Origin of the sequence: Paenibacillus harenae DSM 16969, assembly GCF_000422465.1 — a bacterium.
GTDB lineage: Bacteria > Bacillota > Bacilli > Paenibacillales > Paenibacillaceae > Pristimantibacillus > Pristimantibacillus harenae.
The window spans coordinates 87,170-112,215 of the sequence record NZ_AULV01000016.1 but is presented as its reverse complement, the minus strand read 5'-3'; the positions used below and the strand labels follow the sequence as shown (position 1 = coordinate 112,215).

12 protein-coding genes are annotated in these 25,046 nt (G+C 49.0%); 1 reads left to right on the top strand and 11 read right to left on the bottom strand.

Annotated features, from left to right (window positions below):
- Positions 1–31 precede the first annotated feature (31 nt).
- The 4 genes from H581_RS0104390 to H581_RS0104375 all read right to left on the bottom strand — a co-directional run bounded on the left by H581_RS0104390 (position 32) and on the right by H581_RS0104375 (position 6,235).
- Complete coding sequence (locus tag H581_RS0104390) at positions 32–1,684, bottom strand: ABC transporter substrate-binding protein (protein ID WP_028608971.1); 1,653 nt, start codon at positions 1,682–1,684, stop codon at positions 32–34.
- 70 nt (positions 1,685–1,754) lie between these two features.
- Positions 1,755–2,639: a carbohydrate ABC transporter permease gene (locus tag H581_RS0104385; RefSeq protein ID WP_028608970.1), complete on the bottom strand. Its 885-nt coding sequence runs from the start codon at positions 2,637–2,639 to the stop codon at positions 1,755–1,757.
- A 29-nt stretch (positions 2,640–2,668) separates the two neighbouring features.
- Complete coding sequence (locus H581_RS0104380) at positions 2,669–3,637, bottom strand: ABC transporter permease (protein WP_028608969.1); 969 nt, start codon at positions 3,635–3,637, stop codon at positions 2,669–2,671.
- A 255-nt stretch (positions 3,638–3,892) separates the two neighbouring features.
- Positions 3,893–6,235, bottom strand: a complete 2,343-nt coding sequence (locus tag H581_RS0104375; protein WP_028608968.1) for an AraC family transcriptional regulator — start codon at positions 6,233–6,235, stop codon at positions 3,893–3,895.
- A gap of 463 nt (positions 6,236–6,698) precedes the next feature.
- Here H581_RS0104375 and H581_RS0104370 point away from each other — a divergent pair, with 463 nt between their 5' ends.
- Complete coding sequence (locus H581_RS0104370) at positions 6,699–14,891, top strand: glycoside hydrolase family 94 protein (RefSeq protein ID WP_028608967.1); 8,193 nt, start codon at positions 6,699–6,701, stop codon at positions 14,889–14,891.
- Positions 14,892–15,024: 133 nt separating this feature from the next.
- On the opposite strand, the gene H581_RS0104365 is transcribed toward H581_RS0104370, so the two are convergent.
- The 7 genes from H581_RS0104365 to H581_RS0104335 form a co-directional block, all read right to left on the bottom strand.
- A complete protein-coding gene (locus tag H581_RS0104365; RefSeq protein ID WP_084134458.1) occupies positions 15,025–16,743 on the bottom strand; it encodes a sensor histidine kinase in 1,719 nt (572 codons plus the stop codon).
- Entirely contained in the window at positions 16,740–17,510 is a 771-nt protein-coding gene (locus H581_RS0104360; RefSeq protein ID WP_028608965.1) for a response regulator transcription factor, read from the bottom strand. The genes H581_RS0104365 and H581_RS0104360 overlap by 4 nt, the downstream gene beginning before the upstream one ends.
- Before the next feature lie 20 nt (positions 17,511–17,530).
- Entirely contained in the window at positions 17,531–18,652 is a 1,122-nt protein-coding gene (msrB, locus tag H581_RS0104355) for a peptide-methionine (R)-S-oxide reductase MsrB (protein WP_028608964.1), read from the bottom strand.
- Positions 18,653–18,684: 32 nt separating this feature from the next.
- Positions 18,685–19,227: a redoxin family protein gene (locus H581_RS0104350; protein ID WP_036717707.1), complete on the bottom strand. Its 543-nt coding sequence runs from the start codon at positions 19,225–19,227 to the stop codon at positions 18,685–18,687.
- A 12-nt stretch (positions 19,228–19,239) separates the two neighbouring features.
- A complete protein-coding gene (locus H581_RS0104345) occupies positions 19,240–19,953 on the bottom strand; it encodes a cytochrome c biogenesis CcdA family protein (RefSeq protein ID WP_028608962.1) in 714 nt (237 codons plus the stop codon).
- Positions 19,954–20,497: 544 nt separating this feature from the next.
- Positions 20,498–22,312, bottom strand: coding sequence for a glycoside hydrolase family 43 protein (locus H581_RS0104340; protein WP_028608961.1), 1,815 nt, complete (start codon positions 22,310–22,312; stop codon positions 20,498–20,500).
- 622 nt (positions 22,313–22,934) lie between these two features.
- Positions 22,935–25,040: a GDSL-type esterase/lipase family protein gene (locus tag H581_RS0104335; RefSeq protein WP_028608960.1), complete on the bottom strand. Its 2,106-nt coding sequence runs from the start codon at positions 25,038–25,040 to the stop codon at positions 22,935–22,937.
- Positions 25,041–25,046: the final 6 nt, after the last annotated feature.

Below are 25,046 nucleotides of genomic sequence, written 5' to 3'. Positions count from 1 at the left end.
TAAGCGCCGGCCGTTTTATGATCTCTGCCGTCTATTTACCGCCTGCGTCAAGATAAGCTTGTACTTGCTTGAGGACTTCCTCACGTACTTTTTCCAAGCCTAAATCGCGCCATTCTTTATTGGATTTCTCCGCAAATGGTTTCCAATTCGGCTCCAGACCGGTCATCAGAATGTCATAGGTTTGCTGCAGCTTGGGATTGATCTTTGCGATTTCCGTTGCGACCGGTTTGGAATCAAAGACGAAGCCGGACAGCGGAACTTGGTAGTAGCTGCTTGTGTCCTGCGCATACTCAACGTATTTGATCACTTCCGGTTCATTGCTCGTATTCAGTCTGGACAACGTCGGATTCCAGGTCATTTCATAGCCTGGGAATTTATAATCCGGAGACTTGTCCGTCGTTTGGAATCCGCTGTCTCCATCGGCAATCCAATGCTCGCCCTCGATCCCCAGCTCGATCAAGGCATGATTCTCCCGGTTGCTGAACATCCAATCCAGGAATTTCATGGTGCGGTCCACATTTTTCGAGCTTGCGGGAACAACCGCACTATTGTTGGCAATGAAGGTGGTGCGTATCGCGCCTGGCTTCATATCCCGAATATCGTCGCTGGTATAGAAGAAGGGCTCGTAATCCGCATCCGGTTTAAGCTTCTGAAGCTTCAATCTATCTTGGCTCAGATTGGAGATGGTTGTTTCGATTGCCCCCTGCTTGATCGGGTCAAGCGCATCCGTTGCTTGTTTCGATAAAGGATCCTCGTTCGTGTACGTTCTGTACTCTACTCTCGTTCCGAAATGGCCGTAAATCGAATCGTGCGTGTTAAACGGCGCCGGGAAATCGGCAAATGCGGATTCCGGATCGCCGATGGTTGCCGCGCCGAGCACTTTCTTCCCGTCCGGCGAGATGGAAACGCTGAACGGTATTCCGCCAGTAAACGATTCCGGTTTGATCGTGGCAAGCCGAATGTCATTGCGCCCTTTCTCCTCCGGTAAGCCAAGACGGAAAATACCGCGGCCGCCGATCACCATCGGCACATAGTCAGGAAGCTGCGTCTTTACGGCTTCCAGATAGTTTTTGAAATCATCCATCGTTTTGACCGGCGGCAAGCCCAATTGTTCCCGGACATCCTTCCGGATCCCTATAATGAATGGATCGGCATAAGACGTTTGGAAAGGTATCGTGTAGATATGGCCGTTGATTTTATTCGATTCCATCATCTCCGCAGGGAACGCATTCTTCAGTCCCGGGTACTCATCATTGTTGAAGTACTTGTCAAGCGGCTGATAGTAACCCAGACTGAGGTGGTTATAAAGCGTCGCCCAAGGCGCATCGAAGGTCAAGTCAAACGACTCGCCGGTTGACATGGCTAATAGCTGTTTTTGTCTGAACTCGGCGCCGGGGACGAAATCAAATTCGATTTTGGTATTCAGTGTGTCTTTGGTGCGTTTCTCGAATTCGGCGAGCACCTTATCCAAATCTGTCGGCTTATCGCCGAAGAACATGAACTTCAACGTTGCCGGGTCTGGCGCTTGCGCAGCATTTGTGTCTGTGTCCTGTGACTCTTCTTGCTTTGTGCCGCTGTTAGTATTGCCAGCGGATTCGTTGCTTGAGCAAGCTGCCAATACGGTGCTCAACATAAGAAGCAGTGCAATTACGGGTAAGGCGGCTTTCCTGAATTTGCCTTTCATTTTCTTTTTTCCTCCCTTTATATGATGATTCTATACTAAACCGCCGAAGCGGGTTTAGCCTATCTGTGGATCAGCCTTTCACGGCACCGATCAACAAGCCTTTAACGAAATACTTTTGCAGAAACGGATACAAGAAAATAATCGGACCGATCGTCACAATGGTAGCGGCCAACCTCGTTGTCAACGTAGGCGTCGTGTACTCGAAGATATTCACATTTTGTGCGAGTTCCCTGCTGAAATCGGCACTGTCGAGAATCCGTTTAATCAAATATTGCAGCGGGAACAAATTCTCGTTTCGAATATAGAGCATGGCCTCAAACCATTTGTTCCAAAAGGCCAACGCATAAAACAAACTGATAGCCGCAATAGCGGGCATAGATATTGGAATCATGATTCGAAACATAATGTAGATCTCGTTAGCGCCGTCGATTTTGGCCGATTCCGCCAACGATTCATCAATCGATTTGAAAAAGTTGCGCATCAAGAACATATTAAACGGATTGAGCAGCGATGGAATAATCAGCACCCAGATCGAGTCCGTCATCCCCAAATATTTGGTGATCAGAATATAGCTGGAAACCAGCCCTCCATGAAACAGCATCGTAAAGAAGACATAAAAGGTAATATGGTTGCGATATTTCAAGTGACGCAGAGACAACGGATAGGCCATGGCACACGTAACCAACATGGCGAGAACGGTCCCGACGACAGTGACAAAGATGGTTACGCCATAGGATTTATAGATCGTGTCGTTCTGTAACAATAACTTATACGCCTCTAACGAAAACGCTTTGGGGAACATTTGAAAACCAAATTGCTGAATCGATGATTCCGTGGTCAGCGATGAGCTGAGTACGGTAACGAACGGAATCAAACAAACGAGTGCAAAGACGGCAATTCCCGCGTACATAAGGATAAGCAGCAGACGGTCTCCGGAACTTTCTTTAACCTCCATGCGTTCATTCACCTCTATCTTGTTGAATGTTAATATAACGCCGAATCAGGCGAATATTTGCGTGTGATTTGGTTGACAGTCAGTACGAGTATAAAACCGACAAAGGATTGGAATAACCCGATCGCAGACGACATGCTGATATTGGAAAATTCCGTAAGCGCACGATACACATAGGTATCGATTACATCGGTGGTTGGATAAAGAAGAGCATTCTTGCCGACAATGGCATAGATCATTCCAAAATCACCGTAGAAGATTCCCCCCAAGGCGAGCAGCAGCAACAGGATGATCGTTGGCTTCAACAAAGGCAAGGTAATATGCCATATCTTCCTCCACCTGGTTGCGCCATCCATCGATGCCGATTCATAAATTTCGGGATTAATGCCGGAGATGGTCGCCAAATAAACGATTGACCCGAAGCCCGCCGCGTGCCAAACCTTGATGAATACCAATAAAAACGGCCAGTATGCGGCTTCATTGTAGAATGCAACCGATTCAATTCCGAACGCGTTCAAGATTTGATTCACCACTCCGCCTTGATACGGCAAGTAAACCGCTACAATCATGGCGACAACCGTCCAGGACAAAAAATGAGGCAAGGTTGCAAGAGTTTGGGTGATAACTTTGAACTTTTTCAGCTTAATCTCAGAAAACATGACCGCAAGCGAAACGGAAACGACCGTCGTGAATAAGATAAACAAAACGTTTAAAAATACAGTATTCATTACAACGCGATAGACCTCTTTCGATTCAATGAAAAAACGGAAGTTTTCGAATCCGACAAAAGGGCTTCCAAAAACCCCTTCTATGGGTCTGAAATCCTGGAACGCAATGACAATGCCGAATATCGGCAAGTAAGCAAAAACAAAGATTAACAGGATTCCCGGCAAAGTCAAAAGGTAAAGCAAATGATTTTTGCGAATTTCTCGAATGAACGAGTTTTTACCCATTTTTTTTATTTTTTGGGGTTGGCTTTGATAGGATATCGTTCTTTCCATATGGCTCCTCCTTCAAGTTTTGCTGCAACTGTTGCTGACACTGACAAGTATGCTTGCTCGCGCCTAACTTGCAAAGGTTAACAAATGGAATATTGAATAAAATGTCGAAAATACCGTATTTAAAAAGCGGAAAATGAATTAATTTGGGCTGAAAAACAAGCTATACAAGCAAAATACAAGCAAAATCAGCTGTTTAAATGATTCTGATGCTAACGAAAGACCGCCGGTTGCTGTTGAGCAACCGGCGGTCTTTCGTCAGTCTGTCATCATTATTTCCAATTTATTCTCCCTGCGATAATGATCCGGCGTCTTCCCTACATGTTTTTTAAACAAGACATAAAAGTAACTCGCATTCTCGAATCCGACCATTTCACCGATTTTTTTGGCTGAATGATCGGTATGGATCAGAAGCTCTTGCGCTTTAAGGAATCGGTGCTCGGCAATATGCTCCGCGACGGATTTGCCTGTCTCCTCTTTGAATAGCTGTCTTACATATCGGGTCGACAAACCGACCCGTTCCGATAATACGTCCAAAGTTAAATTGGGCTCTGAATAGTGGTCTTTAATGTATGCCGTCATTTTTTCAACTGTCTTGCTATTTTTGGATCTTGCTGTTCTATCTCGGATCGCGACAATTCTCTCGCATAACGAATGAAACCAAGTCTCGATTTGTTCAAGCGTATCCAAGCGTAATAATTGCTGTTGGCATGTATGAATTTCCAAATCGGCGTCTTCACGATCGAAGCTTGACATGCCTTTGGCCGTTCGAATGGTCATCACGAGCAATTGCACAAGCGAAAGGATAATCTCATCGTATTTGAACGGATGAATCCCCGCAAAAAATTCAGCTGACAACTCCCGGAGCTGCTCCAATTCACCTGCCTTTAAGCTGTTCATCATCTGCTTCTCTAATTCAACCGGATAGTGATACTCTTTGGTTTCCTCCAAGATAATGTCCTCATAGGATATCAGGCTGTTCGTCCCGTATACTAACCTGAAGTGAACGGCTTGGTAAGCGCCCAGTCTGGAGTATTTCAGGTTCTCAACTTTGGTTGCGACAGGACCAATTGACGCCGTAACGGTCATCTTTAGAAATTTTTCTATATTCATCTGAATCTCTTCCAATATCGACTTGATTTTCGATTCATGTGAATCATCATCAGAACAACCCATATTAAAAATCAGATCAAGCGAATCATGACCGTCTTCGAGGAATTCCAATTTATAAAAACCTGAAGCAACTTCCCTGCCAATATTCTCAATGGCATACTTTAATAACGAAATATCGACCATATCGTATTTTTCCGACATTTTATGGAAGTGATCCATTTTTAGCACACAAACCACATATTGATCCGATTCCAGACCAAGATCAAGCCTCTTCATTGCTTGTTGAACTTCGGCGCCGGTTATTGTCCCATGCAAGATAGAACGTAGAAGACTTTGCTTGCGGGCCGATAACGATTGGTTGATATCGGATTGAAGGGTATTTACTTTATTCTCCAACAAAGAAAACGATTTATTTAATACATCGTACTCATTTAGCAGCGGCTTATCCTTTGTCTCAGTGGTTGCCAAAGATCGCTTCATCAAATGATAAATAGGTACATAAATGATTTTGGTGAAAAACGCCGAGGTAATCGCCATAATGGCTAAACACAGAAGGGTCATTCTTAAAATAAAGTTTTGGAGCGCGGACACTTTGCCCAGCAGCTTATCTTGATTAGCCAAAATAATGAAGTTCCATCCTAGCCGGTCCGCTTTCACGTAAGATACCATATACGTCATGTCATTCAGATTGGAAATCATATTCCCGCGCTTTTCCTTATTGCCCAGAATGGACTTCATCATTTCTTTAAGCGCATCGTTGTCCTGTAAAGTCTCATCTCCTGGGCCGGTAATGATGAGCCCTTGATCATTAACGATCATCATTTTATACGTCCCGTCGCCGCTTCCCTTCATAACAAGCTCCCGCAGCACACTTTGATCCAGATTCACAACCATGCTGTCTCTCATTCCGTCAGGCCGTAAATTCGAGAAAACGATCGAAATCAAATCTTGTCTCTCTGTAAGATCGGGACTATCGGAGAACGAAATGGCAGCTTTGCGCGGAAAAAAAATACTTTGCCCGTACATTTTATTTTCTTCCAGTAAATCGGTCATGCCCTTATCAAAAAAATTGTCAATGCTGCTGAAAGTCATTGCCGAGGAAAAAACAAGCCGTTCATTGTAATTATATACATATATAGAAGCAATCATTGGGTTGCCCTGTTTGAAGTTATGAAGCTCCGAGTTAATTTTGTACATTTCGCCAGAGGTAAAGCTCTTGCCGTTCATGGCGCTGTTAATCCATTCATTCTTGAGAAACAATTGCGAATAATAATTATAGGTAGACGATAGAAGGATGTCAGCCGTATTGTAGGACTGTTCGATCATTCTAGAGGAGGTTTCATTGACTTCGTTAGTCAATTCACTTGAAACCCTATTCAAAATCACGTATGAAAATCCGGCAATAAATAAAATGCCTACTAGAGCATAGGACAGAATCATTTTAAACAGCATATTCTTTTTACGTACAAAAGCTAAAATCTTTTTCATTATGCTCGACCGCCTAAGAGAATATTTTGAAACAGATTAATATATTATACCTTTTAAACGACTAAGAATCACAGATATTGATCTTTTTCTGGAACATTAGATATAGGAAAATTGATTAAATAATTACATGCGGTTTAAATTTGATCCGGATTATAACGTTTACATTTGGCCCGCAAAAGCACGTACTTGCTTATTCCACGCCTGACTTCCCTCAGTAGGACCTCTACTTCGGCTACGTGAGCGCCAAATAGCCCCCACCTATCGGCGGGAGCGAGTTTCGACTATACTTTTGTTACTTCTTGTTCATTCGGCGGTCAGCTGGAAGTGAATCCGACCAAGGTAGTATCTGAATCAATAATAAGTGAATAAATAAGCAATATCGAGGAACTTACATAAAATCCCTCAAAACGTGGAATGGTAATGGAATGTTTAATTACTATTTTAATCCATGGGGGATTTAGGAATGCATATGCATCAGGATAAATTGCAGGAACATGCGCACAAGCTCGCGCTGGAACACGATCCGAGCGGAAAACGCATCACGTCGAAAGCGATATGGGTTCGAATGGAAGAGGATATCCGGGAGCTGCGAAACTTCATTAAGCATCTGCATGAACATCGCGGCTCATGCGAGCAGCCATCCGAAGAGTGGCTGCTGGATCATTCAGAATTTCTGGAAGCCGAATTAATCGGGATTGATGAGGAGCTGGACCAGCTCTATATAAAGCCTCTTCCTACAGTAAGCCATGGCTCGGAGCTAAGAATCTCTTCGATTTGCGAAGCGTACTTGGACTATACCGACGGGTTAGTTGAGGAAGATACGTTCATGACTTATTTCAACTCCTATCAGGAGGTGGCCGTGCTCGCCACGGCGGAGGCTTGGTCAGTCCCTCTATTTATGAGAATGGCTCTGATTCGCCGGCTGGCGCACATCATGAAGCCGGTGAAGGAACATCGCGCCATCTGCGAGCTCGTAGAACGAATGCTATCGGGCATTCCCGCGGCAGAACTGACGCCTGAACGATTCAAGCAAGCCTTGGAGGAGGCAAATGTGGAGCTTCCGTTATCGGGCGCTATGATTGTCCACCTTGTGAAGCATCTAAGAGAACATGCGGAGGATTCAGCCCACATCGGAGAGTGGCTGATCTGCAAGCTGGAGAATGCTCCTGACAATTTGGACTCTATTCTCTCATACGAATACAATCTTCAGGCGCAATATCAGGTGAGCACCGGCCACGTAATCGGGAGCTTGCGCAAGCTTTCCAGATGGACGTGGAGCGACCTATTCGAACAGATCAGCATAGTCGAGCAGACGTTGCTGCAGGAACGCGCCGGAGATTATCCAAGATTGGATAGCGCAAGCCGACATACGCTGCGCCATCGGGTGGAGTTGTTAGCCAGGCGCATGCGGGTTCCCGAAAATCTGGTTGCTTCCCAGTCGATTCAATTGGCAGACACGTGCTACGAGGCCGCAAGCCAATCCAGTGGCTCTTCCTTGCCTCCCAGAAACGCGAATGCCGCTTATTATCTAATGGAAGCACGGGGGATGGGAATGCTGCGGAAGGCGCTCAAGCAATGCGGGAAGACCGGACCATTGCCTGAGGCCGGGTTCAAGCTGAGGGCGCCCGGCTTGTACATTCAATTGCTCGCGCTGTTCATGCTCTCAGCACTTATTGACTTCTCCCTGTCGGTGGGAGCAAGCGGTCCCATCTCCCCGCTTGGCTGGGCAGCCGCGTTATTGCTTCTCGTCATCCCGGCCAGCGAATGGGCTGTCACGGCCATACATTGGGCGATAGAGCGTGTCACCCTGCCCGCCAGATTGCTCCGCTTCGATTTCTCGAAAGGCGTGCCGGAGGAAGCGTCCACGATGGTGGTCATTCCTGTTATTTGGTCCAGACCGGAAGAGGTGACGGCTACCGCCGATCGTCTGGAGCTGCATTATTTGGCGAATCGGGATCCTCATGTTCATTTCGCCATTCTAAGCGACTTCCGGGATGCGGATGCGGAAGAGCTTCCCGAGGATGAAGCGCTTCTGAGCTTGGCCAAGACGGAGATTAACCGCCTGAATCAAGCGTATACGGGCCATACGTTCCACTTGTTCCACCGCCGCAGGCTATGGAACGCTTCTGAACAAGCCTGGATGGGATGGGAGCGGAAACGGGGCAAGCTCGAGGAGTTTGTGCAGCTGCTGAAGGGCAGCGGGAATACGAGCTTTCGCACGCAATTAGGCGATATGGCCGTCTTAAGAGGCATCCGGTACGTCATCACATTAGACGCGGATACGCAATTGCCTCTCGAAAGCGCGCATCGAATGATCGGCGCCATTCATTTACCTTTCAACCGTCCTCGTATGGATGACAACAGAAGCAGAGTCATTGACGGTTACGGCGTGCTTCAGCCGCGGATCGGAATGACTTACGAAAGCGCGCAGAGGTCACGGCTGTCCGCGCTTTTCTCCTACGAAGCCGGGCTTGACCCGTACGCCTTCGCCGTATCGGATCCTTACCAGGATGCGATCGGACAAGGCATATTCACGGGCAAAGGCATTTTCGATGTCGATACCTTCCATCATGTACTCGGCAATCGTTTTCCCGAAAACAGGGTGCTCAGCCACGATCTGCTGGAAGGCGGATTTTTGCGGGCCGGCCTCCTCTCGGACATTGAGCTGATCGATGATCATCCGACCACCTTCTTATCGTATCAGAAGCGGCTTCACCGGTGGACTCGCGGTGATTGGCAGCTGCTTCCTTGGCTTAGGCGCAAAGCGCGGAATGGCAGCGGGAAGTTGGCACCAACGAACTTGTCGATCATGACACGGTGGCAGATTCTCGACAATCTCAGGCGCAGCTTACTCCAACCCGTGCTTGCGGCCATTCTGTTGCTTACCTGCACGGCGCTGCCTGGCTCGCCTATTGCCTGGTTTGGAATCGTTCTGCTCACGTTGCTGCTTCCGCTAATCCGTCAGCTCTTTACTCCGCATACGTTGCTTCAAAGACCAGACAGCTTAGTTCGCACTTTGGGATATGCGTTCCTTTCGTTCCTGACGCTTCCTTTCCAAAGCGCGGTACTGCTGGATGCCATCGTCCGCACGTTATTTCGGCTGTTCTTCTCGAAACGCCGTCTGCTGGAATGGACGAATCATGCAGAGGTAGATCGGTCAAGCCGTACAAGCGGCATTTTGAAGCTGGACGGACTATTCTTCGGATACTTCCTGGTCGCTCTTATGGCGGCAAGCGCCATTCTTAGCGGTTCTGCCTTGGAACGAACATCGGGACTTTCTATCGCTCTGCTTTGGTGTATCGCACCGTTGGTCATTCGGTGGCTTGATCAAGCCCCGGCACGCGCAACGGAGACGTTCAACGAGCAGGAAAGAGAATCGCTGCTCAGGCTTTCGCGCGACATTTGGTCCTTCTACGAGGATTATGTCACGGAACGCGACAATTGGCTGCCCCCGGACAACGTTCAGTTCGAACCGAATAGAGGCATTGCGCATCGCACCTCCCCCACCAATATCGGGATGTATGTGACATGCGCTCTTGCCGCCCGGGATTTCGGGTTCATCGATACCCCCGGACTTGTCGATCGATTGGAACGAACCGTGGATACGATTGAACGGATGGAGAAATGGGAAGGGCATCTCTACAATTGGTACGATACGGAATCGTTGTCCCCTCTAATGCCCGTATACGTATCCACAGTTGATTCCGGAAATATGGTCGCGTCCTTAATGACCGTAAAGGAAGGTCTGCTGGAATGGCTGCGGGCCGACAGGGACGGAATGACGGAGAAGTCTCTCCCTATTCGCCCGGGGGGACAGTCGCAGCAGCGGTTCGAAGTCGCCTTCGCGCAAGAGCTGGGCTCCGCGGGCCTTGAAGAAATAGGGGTCCGCGGCCACCGTCTCGCGGCCCGTATCGATGCCTTTGTAAAGTCTACCGACTTCCGGCCTCTCTATGATCCGAAGTCAAATCTCTTCTCCCTTGGTTATCATGTGCATCAGCATGCAAGGGATAACGGTCTCTACGATCTGCTAGCCTCGGAGGCTCGGCAAGCCAGCTTTGTCGCCGTCGCAATGGGACAAGTGTCGGTCTCGCATTGGAACGCGCTCGGCAGAACCATGACGAAGGTAGGCAGCCTTCCTGTTCTGATCTCATGGTCGGGCACGATGTTCGAATACCTGATGCCATGGTTGCTGATGAAGACCTACCGCCGTACGATATGGGATAGCACCTACAAGGCCGTAGTCGAGCGGCAGATCCAATATGCGAAGCAACGCAACGTTCCATTTGGCATCTCGGAATCCGGTTACTACACCTTCGATAACCAAATGAATTACCAGTACCGGGCATTCGGCGTCCCCGGTCTCGGGTTCAAGCGCGGTTTGGATCAGGATCTGGTGATTGCTCCATATGCAACGATCATGGCATTGCCTTATGCTCCGAAGGCGGGACTTCATGCGCTGAAGCAATTGGAACAGATAGGCGCACGCGGCGAATACGGCTATTATGAAGCGGTCGACTTCACTCATAGAAGACTGCCAGCCGGCCGCGACCATGCGATTGTCCGCAGCTTCATGGCGCACCACCAGGGAATGAGCCTGTTGACGTTGTCCAATATCCTTCTGCCGAATACGATGATTGACCGGTTTCATCGGAACAAGGAGGTGCGCGCAGCCCAATTGCTCCTCCAGGAGCGAGTCCCGCGTCGCTCGAAACTGATCAAGCATCCGGCGTTGTACCGCTTACCGGCTAGAGAAGAGGAGACCGTTCAGGCTGCCGGCCCGCTTCGGGAGTTCACCTCTCCCCACACCGCAACGCCTGAGACATGCCTGTTATCGAATGGACGCTTCACCTCGATGGTAACCGTCAGTGGTAGCGGGTACAGCAGTTGGGACGGACTCTCCGTCTCCAGATGGCGGGAAGAGCCCGTAACCGATTCATGGGGATCCTATGTATATATCCGGGATGTCATGTCCGATCGGATCTGGTCTCCCTCCTACCAGCCGTGTCTCTTGGAATCGACCGAGCAGCGAGTCGTGTTCGAAACGTACAAGGCGACATTTACGCGCCATTATGATGAGGTTGAGACGCGAATGGAAATCTGCGTTTCACCCGAAACAGACACAGAGGTGCGCCGCATTACGCTGATGAATCGTGGAGAGCAACCGAAAGTGCTTGAAATCACGTCTTTCCTTGAGCTGGCGTTGTCCAACCCGATTGCTGACGATGCCCATCCGGCTTTCAGCAAGCTGTTTATCCGAACGGAATATGATGAAGAAACCGGATGTCTGGTAGCCGGTCGGCGGAAACGCGAAGCGAAGGACAGAGATCTCTGGGCCGCCCATACCTTGGGCGTTGAAGGCCACGCCTTGGGAGCGGCGGAATTCGAGACAGACCGGGCATCATTCATCGGCCGGGGGTATCGACTGGCAGAACCGGGCTCGATCCGCTGCCAGTTGAAGGGGCGCACCGGGTCCGTTGCCGATCCCGCCTTCGTCATGAGACGTCGCGTGCAGCTGGAACCGGGCGAGCAGGCCTTCCTGTATGCCGTCACATCGGTCTCGGAAACCAGGGAAGGCGCGGTGGAAGCGACTGCCGGACTGACAGACTCGCAATCCGTGGAGCGTGCCTTCCAACTCGCATGGACACGCAGCAAAGTAGAGCTTCGCAGTCTTCATTTGGATCGGTCGGACGTTAACGCCTTCCAGAGGCTCGCCTCCCAGATTCTGTATACGCCGCCCTTAAGCTCCGACCGCAGCAAGCGGATTGCGGCGAATTCGAAGGGACAGCCGGGTTTATGGCCGTTCGGCATATCCGGGGACAGATCGATTATCCTCGTTCAGATCGACAATCCCGCTCATTTGTCTTTTATTATGAAGCTGCTCACAGGCCATGAATATTTAAGGAGGCTCGGCCTCCGGTTCGACCTTGTCCTTCTGAACATGTCAACCGGCGGCTACCAGCAGAATTTGCAGGACGCGCTGAACCGCGCGGTAGAGCATGGCGTAGACCGGTTCGGTGCGGGTCCCGCCGGCATACATGTCGTTCCGATCAACCGGCTAAGCGAGGAAGAGCACACGCTTCTTATGGCTGTCGCGCGCGTAACGCTGCGGGCCGGCGGGCCGAATTTGGCCGGCCAGCTGCGGCTGCAGCGTCGCGACAACGTGATCAAGTGGCCGAAACCGTCGCAATCGGAGGCTGAATCAACACTTCTTCCGGCAGGAGGCCAATCTCGGCCATCGTCTCCCAAGGCCGATGACGTTCTGTTCTATAACGGCTGGGGCGGATTCACCGCTGACGGAAAGCAGTACAAGCTATCGATCGAGGACGGCAAGCATCTGCCTGCGCCGTGGATCAATGTTCTTGCCAATCCCGGCTTCGGCACGCTTGTATCCGAGCTTGGCACCGGATATACGTTCTGGCGAAACAGCCGGGAATGCAAACTTACGCCGTGGTCCAACGATCCGGTGCTTGACCCGCATGCGGAACTTGGCTATGTCCGGGATGAAGATTCCGGCTCACAGTGGACCATTACCCCTGCCGCCGGTAAGAACATAGAACTTTATGAAGTGACCCATGGTCTGGGCTATACGACCTTCGACCATGAGCGCATGGGCATCCGTCACTCGATGACTATCTTCGTTCCTACGGAAGATCCCGTCAAAATTATGAGGCTCCGACTGAGGAACAACTCATCCGAGACCAGACGTATCTCCGTTACCTATTACGCGGAATGGGTCATCGGTGTGCAGCGACAATCGAGTGCCGCCTTCATTGCCAGCGAATGGGATAAGGAGAATTGTATATTGACCGCCCAGAATCGGTATCAGGAAACATTCCGGGACGCGACGGCCTTCCTCGGGATCTTCACGCAGAATGCGGCTGACCATGATGACTTGTCCTGGACGTCGGATCAACTGGAGTTCATCGGCAGGAATGGCAGCGTATTGCATCCGGCAGCATTGCACCGCTCCCACCTTTCCCGGCGGGCAGATGTGCACCATGCCAGTTGCGGCGCCGTTCAGCGCAAGTTGACACTGGAAGCCGGAAAGGAGACGGAAGTGCTCATCCTGCTCGGCTGCGCCTCTTCGCGAGATGAGGCAGCGGGCTTAGCTCGGCAGTACAGCAACGCTGCCCGCTGCGATGAGGCTTGGCAGGAGAACTTGGACCATTGGAATCTAACGCTTGGTCAGATTGTTGTAGAAACCCCTTCCCGGGACACGAATATCCTCCTCAACGGCTGGCTGCTCTATCAATCGCTCGCCTGCCGCGTATGGGCGCGTTCAGCCTTTTATCAGGCCGGAGGGGCTTATGGGTTTCGGGATCAATTGCAGGATTCGCTCGCACTGCTTCATACAAGACCCGAGCTTACGAGAAAGCAGATTCTGCTGAACGCATCCCATCAATATGAAGAGGGCGATGTGCAGCACTGGTGGCATGAGGAGACGGAACGCGGCATACGAACCTTGTTCTCCGATGATTTATTATGGCTTCCGTATTCCGCTTCCCGTTATATCGAGCATACGGGTGACGGTACGGTGCTGGACGAGCGCGTTGCTTACATTACCAGCGAAATACTAAAGGAAGACGAGCATGAGCGATATGAAGAGACTGTACGATCCGACCAAGCAGGCACGGTATTTGAACATTGCTGCCGGGCCATAGATAAAGCGTTGCAGCGGATCGGCGAGCATGGACTCCCGCTCATTGGCGTTGGGGATTGGAACGACGGCATGAACCTGGTCGGGGATGAAGGGCGCGGCGAGAGCGTCTGGCTCGGGTGGTTCCTATGCGAAGTGCTGCAGCGGTTCGAGGGCTTATGTGCGGAAAGGAGCGGTGAAGCGGAGCGCGGCGCCCGTTACAAGAAGGCGCGCGAGGGTCTGGCAGCGGCTATCAATGAACATGCCTGGGACGGCCAATGGTACCGCAGAGCTTTCACAGATGCGGGTACCTGGCTGGGCTCCATCTATAACGATGAATGCCGGATCGACTCCATCGCGCAATCGTGGTCCGTCATCTCCGGAGCAGCTCCGGAGGACCGAGCTTACCAAGCGATGCAATCCTTCGACCGCGAGCTGGTGGACCGCGAGTTGTCCGTCGTAAGGCTCCTGACCCCGCCGTTCGATCGTACTGAACCTAGTCCGGGGTATATTCAAGGGTATCCGCCCGGCATTCGCGAGAACGGCGCGCAATATACGCACGGGGTTATCTGGAGCATTATCGCCTGGAGCAAGCTGGGCCGCGGTGACAAGGCATTCGAACTGTTCCGCATGCTCAACCCGATTAACCATACACGCACCGACCACGAGGTTCGGCAATATTTCGGAGAGCCTTACGTCATGGCTGCCGATGTCTACACAGCGTCGCCACATCACGGGCACGCAGGCTGGACCTGGTATACCGGAGCTTCGGGATGGATGTATCAGAGCGGAATCGAATGGATACTGGGACTTCGCAAACGCGGAAACCGGCTTTACTTGAATCCGTGCATTCCTGCCGAATGGCCCGGCTTCAACGTAACCTACCGTTACGGCAACACGAAGTATCATCTGTCTTTCCAACGTGACGCAAGCGAGACGGAAACTCTGAAGGCCGGCCCCGCTGCTTACATCGAGCTGGCGGACGAGGGCGCGGAGCATCACATCACGGTTAGATTGTAAGCAAGAACCATCGGCTTCAAGCATCATCACGAACAACCCTCCGAAACTGATTCAGTGGATTCGGAGGGTTTTCCATATTTTCAAGAAAGGCTGCTGTTTACCGGGGAAGTTAATTGGAAACTGACTTCCCGATTCACGGTATCACAATCGTTACAGTTGTTCCTGCTCCCGGACTAGATTGTATGGTGACGCCATATTCTTTGCCGAAGTAGAGCTTAATGCGTTCATCTACGTTGTTGATGCCGACACCGCCCAATCTGGGCAGGGATGATGTCTGTTCGATGTCACCAGCCTGCTTGCGCAAGTCCGTATCGAAGCCTACTCCGTCATCCTTCACTTCGAACATTACGTTTCCGTCATCCGTATAGTCGCACGTAATCTCAAGCAAGCCGGAACCTTCTTTTTCCCGAATGCCATGATAAATCGCATTTTCAACGATAGGCTGCAAAATGATTTTCGGAATCTCCTTGACGGACAGAGCCGGATCAAAACGGATACGATAATGAAGCTTGTCTCCATAACGCTCCTTTTGAATAAATAAATATTGGGAGACATGGTTCATTTCATTTTCAATCGTTGTCATTTCGCTTCCGCCGCTTAACGACAATTGGAAAAACTTAGCTAATGCCTTTGTCGTCGATATGACGCGATCGCTTTCGTTAAATTCCGCCATCCAGACGATGGTATCCAATGTATTATACAAAAAGTGAGGATTAATTTGGCTATGCAGCACACTCAGTTCGTAGGAGTGCAGCGTTTTTTCCTTTGTCTCGATATCCTGCATCAATCGACGCATCTCCGAAACCATCGCATTGAAATGTTGTGCGAGCCCTTGCACCTCCGTCACTCCGGATTCCGGGACGGTCACTTCCAATTTGCCAGCCTTCACCTTCTCCATCGCCTGCTCTAATCGGCGAATCGGCCGGGTAATGCTTTTAGCAATGTAAGGGGATACCGTTATTATAAGCAGAAGCAGTCCAACGCCAACAATAGCGAAAGATCGAAGCAATTGACTGCGAATTTGCTCCAATCCATCCAGAGAGCTGACACCGACTAGCGTCCAATCGGAATTTTTCAGTTGCGTTTTTTTCACCAACAAATTTTGAGACTTATCGAGTCCTTCCTTAGACATGCTGATCTTCATTAGCTGCGCCTGCTTAGCCGGATCACTGAAATAAGACGGATCTTTATGATAAACTATTCCGCCTTTGCTATTAATGATAAAAGCAAAGCCTTTGCTACCCAGATCCAAATCGTTCAAGTAATCCTCGATGCCTTTATATTCGATATCCAGCAAAACAACTCCCAGGTTGCGGTTGTTCTCATCTTTCACTTCTTGGCTCATCGAGATGACCCATTTATCTTTGTCCATCGAAAATTTCGGCATCCTGGCAGAAGTGAGCGCCGGGTTCGTACTGTTTATCGCTTCAACATACCAGGGCTCAGTCATCATATCAGAAGAACGCTGCATATTCAGTTGATTTTCATTCGACAACACGTAACCATCTTTACCGATGACAACAACGGATTTAATGTAGGAATCAGACATCAACACCGTATTGATGAATTGCAACTCTTCCTTCGCCCCGTCTTTCGTCGGAGAGGAAAGGGTCTTGATCGTCTGGGGATTATTAGCAAGCAGCGTGGACGATACCTTCAGGCGATCAACATACATTCCAACTAGGTTGCCGCTCTTTGAAACCGCCATATTGGATGATCGAATGGATTCATTCAGTACCACTTGAGAAATTCCGACATACAAAACAGCGCCTATAATACCTATCGTCGCGATGCTGATCAACATATAAACGAATGAAATTCTAGATTGCAGAGAGCGGAGAAATCGCTTCACGATTGTTTGATCCTTTCCCGGTATTGCTGGGGAGAGACCCCGAATTTTTTCTTGAAGGCGGCGCTGAAATAATTGGGGTTATCAAAGCCTACGGCAGATGAAATTTCATATATTTTCAACTCGGACATCAGAAGTTGAAGCTTGGAACGTTCCAGTCGAACAACCATCAAATAATCTTGGAATGATATATTAAACAATCTTTTGAACAGGACGCTCATGTACCCAGCGCTAAACCCTTTCCGATCCGCCAGGATGGCCAGAGAGAAATCCGGATTTGCTATGTTATCCTCGATGATTTGGGCGATAGATGCTTTGTTGTCGGATTCATCTGTTACTGACAGCGTAGTTTTATAATCACTAATTAAGCTCTGCAGCTCAATTTGCTGATGCTCGCTTTGAAGTTTTTCCACTAATTTGCGCAGCACTTCGTACACGTCATCTTTGGAAACCGGTTTTAGAACATAATCATCGATGCCAATTTTTAAGGAGGTAACGGCATAATCATAATAGTCGTATCCGGTGATAACGGCAATCTTGACATTAGGCTTCTGCTCTTTGGCTTTTCTCGCAAAATCCAATCCGTTCATCTTCGGTATATTAATATCCAGCAGCACGATATCGGGAAGATGAGCGAGAAAGAGCCTAAGCCCTTCCTCTCCGTTACCTGCTTCTATGATTTCCGTGATGTTAAACTTCTCGAACGGCACAAAACGTCTGATTCCATTCCTGACCAGCTCTTCATCCTCGATAAGCAGCAACTTGTACATGGATTCATACCCCTCAATAGTTATTCAACGGCTGCGCGCAAATATCCGTAGCCTTCCTGCTGCATGTTGTCCAGTGGAACAAATCGGATAGATGCGCTATCGATGCAATACCTTTTACCTGTCGATTCGACAGGTCCGTCATCGAACACATGACCCAAATGAATACCGCCTACTCGGCTCTTAAGAGCCGTTCGAACCATGTTGAAGCTGGTGTCCTTCACGTAAGTCACCACATCCGGGTCAATCGGTCTTGTGAAGCTAGGCCATCCACAGCCAGAATCATACTTATCGCGGCTGGAGAAAAGAGGTTCGCCCGTTGCGATATCAACGTAGATGCCAGGATCATACGTATCCCAGTATTCATTGGAGAAAGCTATCTCCTCGCCTCCAAGCACCGTTACGTTATATTGGAGATCCGTTAATTTCGCTTTCAGTTCCTCGTTGCTTGGACGAGTGTACAATGAAGGGTCTACTTTAACGGGCTCATCCAGGATGGTGAGATCCACGTGGCAGTAGCCTTCCGGATTTTTTACCAGATAATCCTGATGCTCCTCTTCGGCTAAGTAATAGTTCGTTAAAGGCAGCACTTCCGTTACGATCTTTTTATCATATTTTCTCTGTTCTTTCGCTACCGCTTCGTGAATAACGGCGGCGTCGCTATCATTTACATAATAAATTCCCGTACGGTAACTGATACCTGCATCGTTCCCCTGCTTGTTCAGGCTGGTCGGATTAATGATTTTAAAGAATCGATCCAGCAGATCAGACAACTCGATTCGTGCCGGATCATATTTGACCTCAACCGTTTCTGCGAACTTGCGGTTTTCCCGAACGACATCCATATAAGTCGGATTTTCCCCTATCCCGTTAGCATATCCCGAAGTCACATCCTGTACGCCAGGTATACGAGAAACGTAGGCTTCAACTCCCCAAAAACAGCCGCCAGCCAAATAGATCGTTTGCAGCTTGCTATTCGAGTAATCAATCTTGTCATTGGGATTTTCGGTTCTCGTAGTCGTAGGCTCTGACTTAGCCGTAGTCGCGGTGGAAGAATCTAAGGATTTAGAAGTGAAGTTTTGATTGGCGCAAGCTGTAATAAACAATAACAGCAGTAAAGAACTGATATAAGGAAATCTTTTCATGTTTTTCCCTCCCCTATTATTTTAGCGATAAATTAAGAAACTCCTTTAAAATTATTCTTTATCACATCATTTGAATTGTGACCTGGCACAGATTTGACCAGAATGCCATCAGAACCGATATAAAACGAGGCAGGATATCCTCTTACTCCAAACTTCTGAGCCCACTTCCCGTCTTCATCCAGCAAAACCGTTAGGTTAGTGCCCGTTTGATCGGCCTGAAGCCCCTTAAACCACTGGGTAAAATCTTTGCTGGATTGCTCCCCTCTATAATTCGGACTTACAATCGTGATCAACTTGAAACCATTGTCCTGCGCGGCTAATTCATTTATTTCATCCAACCCGGCCAAACAGATCGAGCACCAAGAAGCCCAGTACTTCACATACACTTTATCACCGGCAAGACTGGCCAAATCGACCTTGTTCCCATCCAGATCTTTTAACTCAAACATCGGGGCAGCCTGTCCTTTGTTCACTCCGGGCTGACCCGGCTGTACAGTGTCCTTATTCCCGCATGCCGAGAGAACCGCCAGAGAGAGCAAGAAGACGAAAGACATCAACCATTTACTACTAATCATGATAAACCCTCCTTATTGGAATAAAATCACAATGTCATTTAATTGATTCGTCATAAGCAGTACTCCCATCACAATGAGCAGGATACCGGAAATGATTTTTATTCTAGGCATATGCTTGTTAAGTACTCTCAACCGTCCTATCAACAAATCCGAGAAAATCGAAAGAACGAGAAATGGAATAGCCAAACCAAGCGCATAAATAAGCATAAATCCTCCGCCTTGCAGCGACGAGCCTTCGCTAGCGGAAAGGCTAAGAACAGCGGCTAAAATCGGGCCTATACATGGCGACCAGCCGAAGCTGAACGTAAAACCAAGTAAAAATGCCGAAGCAAAACCCTTCTTCCCATTCATGGCTAGGGTCAGTTTTTTCTCGCGTTGCATAAAGAGCAGCTTGACCACGCCAGTTTGAAAGATTCCGAATACGACCACGACGGCTCCGCAAAAGACGATAAACCAGGAGTTATTAATAATGCTCCCCAAGGCCCCTGCTCCGAAACCGAGTAATACAAAGACGAAAGATATTCCGAGCATAAAAAACAATGTGTTTCCGATCAGATGAGGATGAATACGCATCCTTCCCCATTTGACCGCGTTCGTGTCGCTTCCCGGGGAAACACCTCCAAGATGGGCAACATACACAGGCAATAATGGCAAAATGCACGGTGAGAAAAAAGAAAGCAATCCTGCGATAAACACGCTACCAGCGAAAACCTGTTCCACCAACACGGCAACAGCTCCTTTCTTTAATCAAGTTTACGACTTTTTCAGCGCAAATGATCTACACTCTAATGATCAGTTTCTATGAAATGATAATGAGTTATCGAAGCTGTAGCACAAGCAAAAAGAAACCTTCCTAATGGCATTTATAACCGTCGAAAAATAATGCCCGCATACAAAAAAAGCAGTCCAAAGTAGCCTTTGAACTGCTGTTTTTATTAAACGGTTACAAATCCTTCTTCTTAGCGGCAAGCTGCCGGCGATACTCCAACGCAGGCAGCCCACCCCCACCTCAACTCTCGGTAACAACCTCTTCGACAACTACGAAGGTAGATTCTAACGGCTTGTTTAGAACTCTACCAAAACCATAACAAATCCAAATCATGTAAAAACGCCACCTTCACCAAGGTGGCGTTCCCAATCATCTCTTCGCCTTATAAAACTCATCTTTTAGATGAAGAATTACCTGCGGATGATCAAATGTATGGATGACAATGGCGGGCCGTTTCGTGTGTAGGGAAGGCGTTTTGCCTCCCCATTACGCGGTCATCCTCTACAGCTGCACCTGCTGCATCAGCCCATTTTCACCGAAGGTGAGCGGGTCTATGCAGACTTCGCGATGATAGCCTTTTCCATGTGTAAACCGAGTCAGCGGCGTGACAAACCGGTGATAAGCAATCCAATACTTATCGGTGCCGGGCACCTGGAGGATGGAATGATGAGCGGTGCCGAGCATATCCTTTTCCTTATTTTTGACTAGAACCGGGTAATGATAGGTTATCGGTCCGAAAAGATGCTCCGCGGTGCCATAGTTCACGTGATAATCCTCGCTGCCGGTATCGTCGCAGGACCACGTGAAGTGATACTTTCCGCCGCGCCTCAGAACGGTCACAGCTTCCCGAAAGTCTTGCAGGCCGACAAGATTCTTCATCGTAGCCTCAATTACGGTTACCATATTTTCGCCGAGCTGTACGATTGCAGGGTGTGCATTCCCAAACAGCAGGTAAGCCGTACCGTCATCCTCAATAAAGACGGATGGGTCAATGGTCTGGCCCATCGCGATACCGAGACGCGTCATCTGTTCCATCGTAATGAGCGGCTGCGGCTCTGCATGAAACGGGCCAACCGGAGTCTCGGCAACCGCAACGCCTATGGCGCTCTCTCCGCTTATCAATTTGCCGCAGAAATAAAAGTAATATTTACCGTCTTTGCTGGCAATGGCCGGAGCCCATGCGCTGCCGACAGCCCAAGGCACATCCTCCGTCGCAAGATCCAAAATCACGCCTTCGTCATTCCATATCCTCATATCAGCCGAGGAAAACACATGGAATTGCGTGCCGGACCAGCCCGTGAATCCATCGGTTGTGGGATAAAGGTAATAGCGGTCGCCGAACTTCGCAAGGTCCGGATCGGCGAATTGCCCGGGCAGCACCTGATGGCCGTCGCCAAACGCCGCCAGAAGGCGGCTGCTCTCGGCAGCGGTAATTTGGAGGACTCCGCCGTGGCGTTTCTTGGTTTTTCCCAAATCGAACGTCCCTTCCGGCATAACCCTGAATTCACCGCTTTCAAGGTCGGAGGTCAGCAGGGGGAGATAACCCTTTCCTTCCGCAAAGCGATCCACAATAAGACACCACTCCTCGCGGTCGTTCAGCTTGTAAATTTGCGGGCCTTCCACACCTAACAATTCTTCCAAAGCCGGAGCGGGCAGATTGGTAAATGATTCTTTTTCCAACGATGTGCCCCTTTCGACACGGATATTCTTGGTCGTTTCATCCTTGGAAAAACGGTAGTAGGCACCATTATGTGCAATGATCGTAGTGTCAATGATGTGGTTATCCCGTTCAATATACTTTTCAGGCGCCGTAAAGCTGCGAAAATCCTTGGTGCGGGCGCTATAGATTTTTTGTTTCCGCTCCTTCTCATGCGGTTCCTGCGTTGCGGAGGCCCAAAACACCAGGAAATCGTCCGCGGCTTCATCATAGATGGCCTCCGGCGCCCAGACGCAGCCGGCGCCCGGTACGCCAAGCGTGACTGCCCACGGTGAAGACCAATGTACCAGATCGGCGGATTCCCATATGATAATGTCGCGGCTTCCGGCAGTCGACGCGGCGGACCAGCCCATTCCGTTTGCAATGCGGAGATCCGTGGCAATCAGATAAAACTTATCCTCCTTGGGCGAGCGCACGATAAACGGATCCCTCACGCCCTTGTCCCCCAGCTCGGAACGCAGAACCGGCAAGCCCCCGTTCAGGTCTTTCCAATAAAGGCCGTCCTCGCTGTAGGAGAAATAAACCTGCTCGCCGTCAGGCTGTTCCCCGATAAAATGCACCAAAAGATAACCTGAATAACTGCAATGATGTCCAGTCAAAAGAAAGCCCCCCAAATAAATGAATGTTTTCTTGTTATTCTCGCTAATAGGCATATTTGCATCAGATCCGTTGTGAATCCAGATAAGGAGTGTCTGCCCCGTCGTACACTCATCTCGAATTCTCACTCCTTTTAATCGATTCTAAGTGTTTGTTCATCTGGAATCAATCAATTATGATGACAAAAAACTGACCTATCGTGCTTTATTTGGCGTTCAGAATGACTTCTCGCCTTCGATATAGTGCCCGCCGGTTTGCTGGAGTACGCGCAAGTCGTCTTCAGAACAGAAGCCGCGGACTACTACCGTGATGACACGTCCGAGTTTCCAACCGTTCAAGTCTTTTGGCATTTTTCAGATTTGTGTTTTCTACGTCATTAAGGAATGAGTTCTATTATAGATCTGCTTGATTATAACAGCATCATTTGCTAATTCAAGGTACGCAACTTTTTATTTTGGTGTACAATATAGTACCCGTCAGGTACCTGTTTCCTCTCTTGCCTCTCTTATCGCCGCAGATAACCATGATTCGTCGACCTCTACTGTTCGCACCACCCTTGCGATGCTTCGCATGCAAAAAAAGCGTGGTCAGGATTCGAAGATCCCGACCACGTTAGAAAGTAACCTATTTTAGAGAAGACACATCATTTTCTACTTTGACCTGATGATCGAGCACCCACATAAAATATAATGCTTTGGCTGCTTTCTCTCGGGTGACTAACACTTCCGGTTCCAATTCTGTTCCGTTAACCATTTTGCCTCTTGCAATGCCTTTCTCGGACCGGATGAGCCCCAGTTCATAGGCATCCTTTATTTTAGAAACCAAATGGGGTGCGATATCCGCAGTATCCGTCAGCTGCTCCCAGGAAACGAGAGGATAGTACATCGCCCCTCTGGCTCCCGAATCCAGATTCGGATCATACCCCGGATCACCAGGTACCACCGATGTTCCGTTATAATCCGTCATGTATTTCGGCATGCTGGTGAACTTCGCATGATACGCATCATCCAGAATGGCGCCCATCATTTCCCGGGAGAGTTCCCCATCCGGGTATCCGTCGAAAATGGTTTTCTTCAAATCCATGAGCTCAGAAAGGCTTCGAATAAATTCACCAACGGTCATCGCCGCATCGGGATTAAAGTTTCCTTGATGGTCCTTGTTCATCACACCCAGCTGAAGCAATTTCTCAATCTGATTGCGGTAAAAAGCCCCATCAGCGGTTATGGTGTCATTAGCCATTTCAGGGAAAATCTTCGACCAATCTCCTGTTAAGGCTGCCTGCTTCACATTCCCTTTCAGATACGACACAATCGACGAGGCAGTAGGATCGCCGGCAAGCTCCTTCTTCATGAACTCGGTAACAATGATTCGTGCGAATTGTTTGGCCAGCGCTTCTTTATAGTGAGTCCCGTCAATTTTCTTCGACGGGTGTCCGTTGGCGTAGCTTCCGTCGTTTGTCTTACCAGGGGTTTCCCCCGCTTCAATGGACATGAAGATGGCTGTCGTCGCTTCCACACCGATTTCGTTATAATATTTCAAACTCTCGGAGTTAAGATCGATAAGCGTAAGTCCTTTTTCCTCGGCAATCCGTTTCAGAATATCAGGGAACTTTCGGGTTTTGAAAGAGTTGGTGTAGACATAACCCGGACTTGCATCCCCTTTCACTCTAGACATCGGCGTTACTAGTACCGGTATCATGCCCCTAGCCTGAATGGCCGGCAGATAGACCTCTTTTATTAAGGTCTCATACATGGCTTCCGTCGACCCTCTGCCATAACGCCTGAATTCATCGGTACTTTCGTCATTATGTCCGAACTGAATCAACACATAATCACCGATGCTTCCGGTCATTAAAATATCGTTTAGCCGGCCCTCCGTATACGCATTTTTAAACGAGCGTCCACCCATAGAGTAGTTAATCACATTCACCTTGTTCAGATGAAACATAGAATCCATGATCTGGCCCCAGCCGCTCATTGGCGCTTCGTCGAAGGTGTAGGATTTAACGGTTGAATCCCCGAGTATATACATAGTCGGCAGCGTTTCATCTGCTCGCATCCGCGGGGCAATAGGCTGCAAAACAATTTCCTCAATACCGACCGGGGTATTGATTTTATTCGGCTCAATTTCAATGTCCAGATATTCGCGGCCGTTTGCATACGTATAGGTCCACTCTTTGCCTTTTGCCGATATAGTATACTTCATAGGTACCAGCTTAGCCGCATCCCAATACCCGGCTTTCAACAAGCGGCTGGTCTGCATTCCCGAGACGGATACGGTTGTGTCCGCAGCGTCGGATGTGGTTTTCACATAAACGCTATAGGCACCGGGAGGAGCTTGAATGCGGAAAGCCATGCCGTAGTTATTATAATTATCTTTCTCGTATTTCGGTTCGGCATAGAAGCCAGGCTCTTTGATGTAAAAGCCTGTGCCATCGGAAGTAATGGAAGCCGGATGCACTTCCCGCGGCGGTAAAGCACTGGTTTGATTCACAAAACCATAGCCCACCGAGGAGTCATATAAGGGCGCACCGTTATTATCATACACGACAGTCCGGTATCCGGTTTTTTCCTGATTAGTAAAGTTAAACTTATAAGAGCTATCCACTTGAACGGGAGTCCCCTCCTCTGCCAATCCGTTCATGGAGGTTTCTGCAGCAATGCTCTGAGCGGGTATCAGAATAGCTGTAAGAAGAAGAGACGATAGCGCCGCATTCATGAACCTTTTCACTGATTA

Bases quoted from the DNA above. Each gene is read 5' to 3' on its own strand.
- H581_RS0104390 (WP_028608971.1), bottom strand. From the start codon at position 1,684: ATGAAAGGCAAATTCAGGAAAGCCGCCTTACCCGTAATTGCACTGCTT.
- H581_RS0104385 (WP_028608970.1), bottom strand. From the start codon at position 2,639: ATGGAGGTTAAAGAAAGTTCCGGAGACCGTCTGCTGCTTATCCTTATG.
- H581_RS0104380 (WP_028608969.1), bottom strand. From the start codon at position 3,637: ATGGAAAGAACGATATCCTATCAAAGCCAACCCCAAAAAATAAAAAAA.
- H581_RS0104375 (WP_028608968.1), bottom strand. From the start codon at position 6,235: ATGAAAAAGATTTTAGCTTTTGTACGTAAAAAGAATATGCTGTTTAAA.
- H581_RS0104370 (WP_028608967.1), top strand. From the start codon at position 6,699: ATGCATATGCATCAGGATAAATTGCAGGAACATGCGCACAAGCTCGCG.
- H581_RS0104360 (WP_028608965.1), bottom strand. From the start codon at position 17,510: ATGTACAAGTTGCTGCTTATCGAGGATGAAGAGCTGGTCAGGAATGGA.
- msrB (WP_028608964.1), bottom strand. From the start codon at position 18,652: ATGAAAAGATTTCCTTATATCAGTTCTTTACTGCTGTTATTGTTTATT.
- H581_RS0104350 (WP_036717707.1), bottom strand. From the start codon at position 19,227: ATGATTAGTAGTAAATGGTTGATGTCTTTCGTCTTCTTGCTCTCTCTG.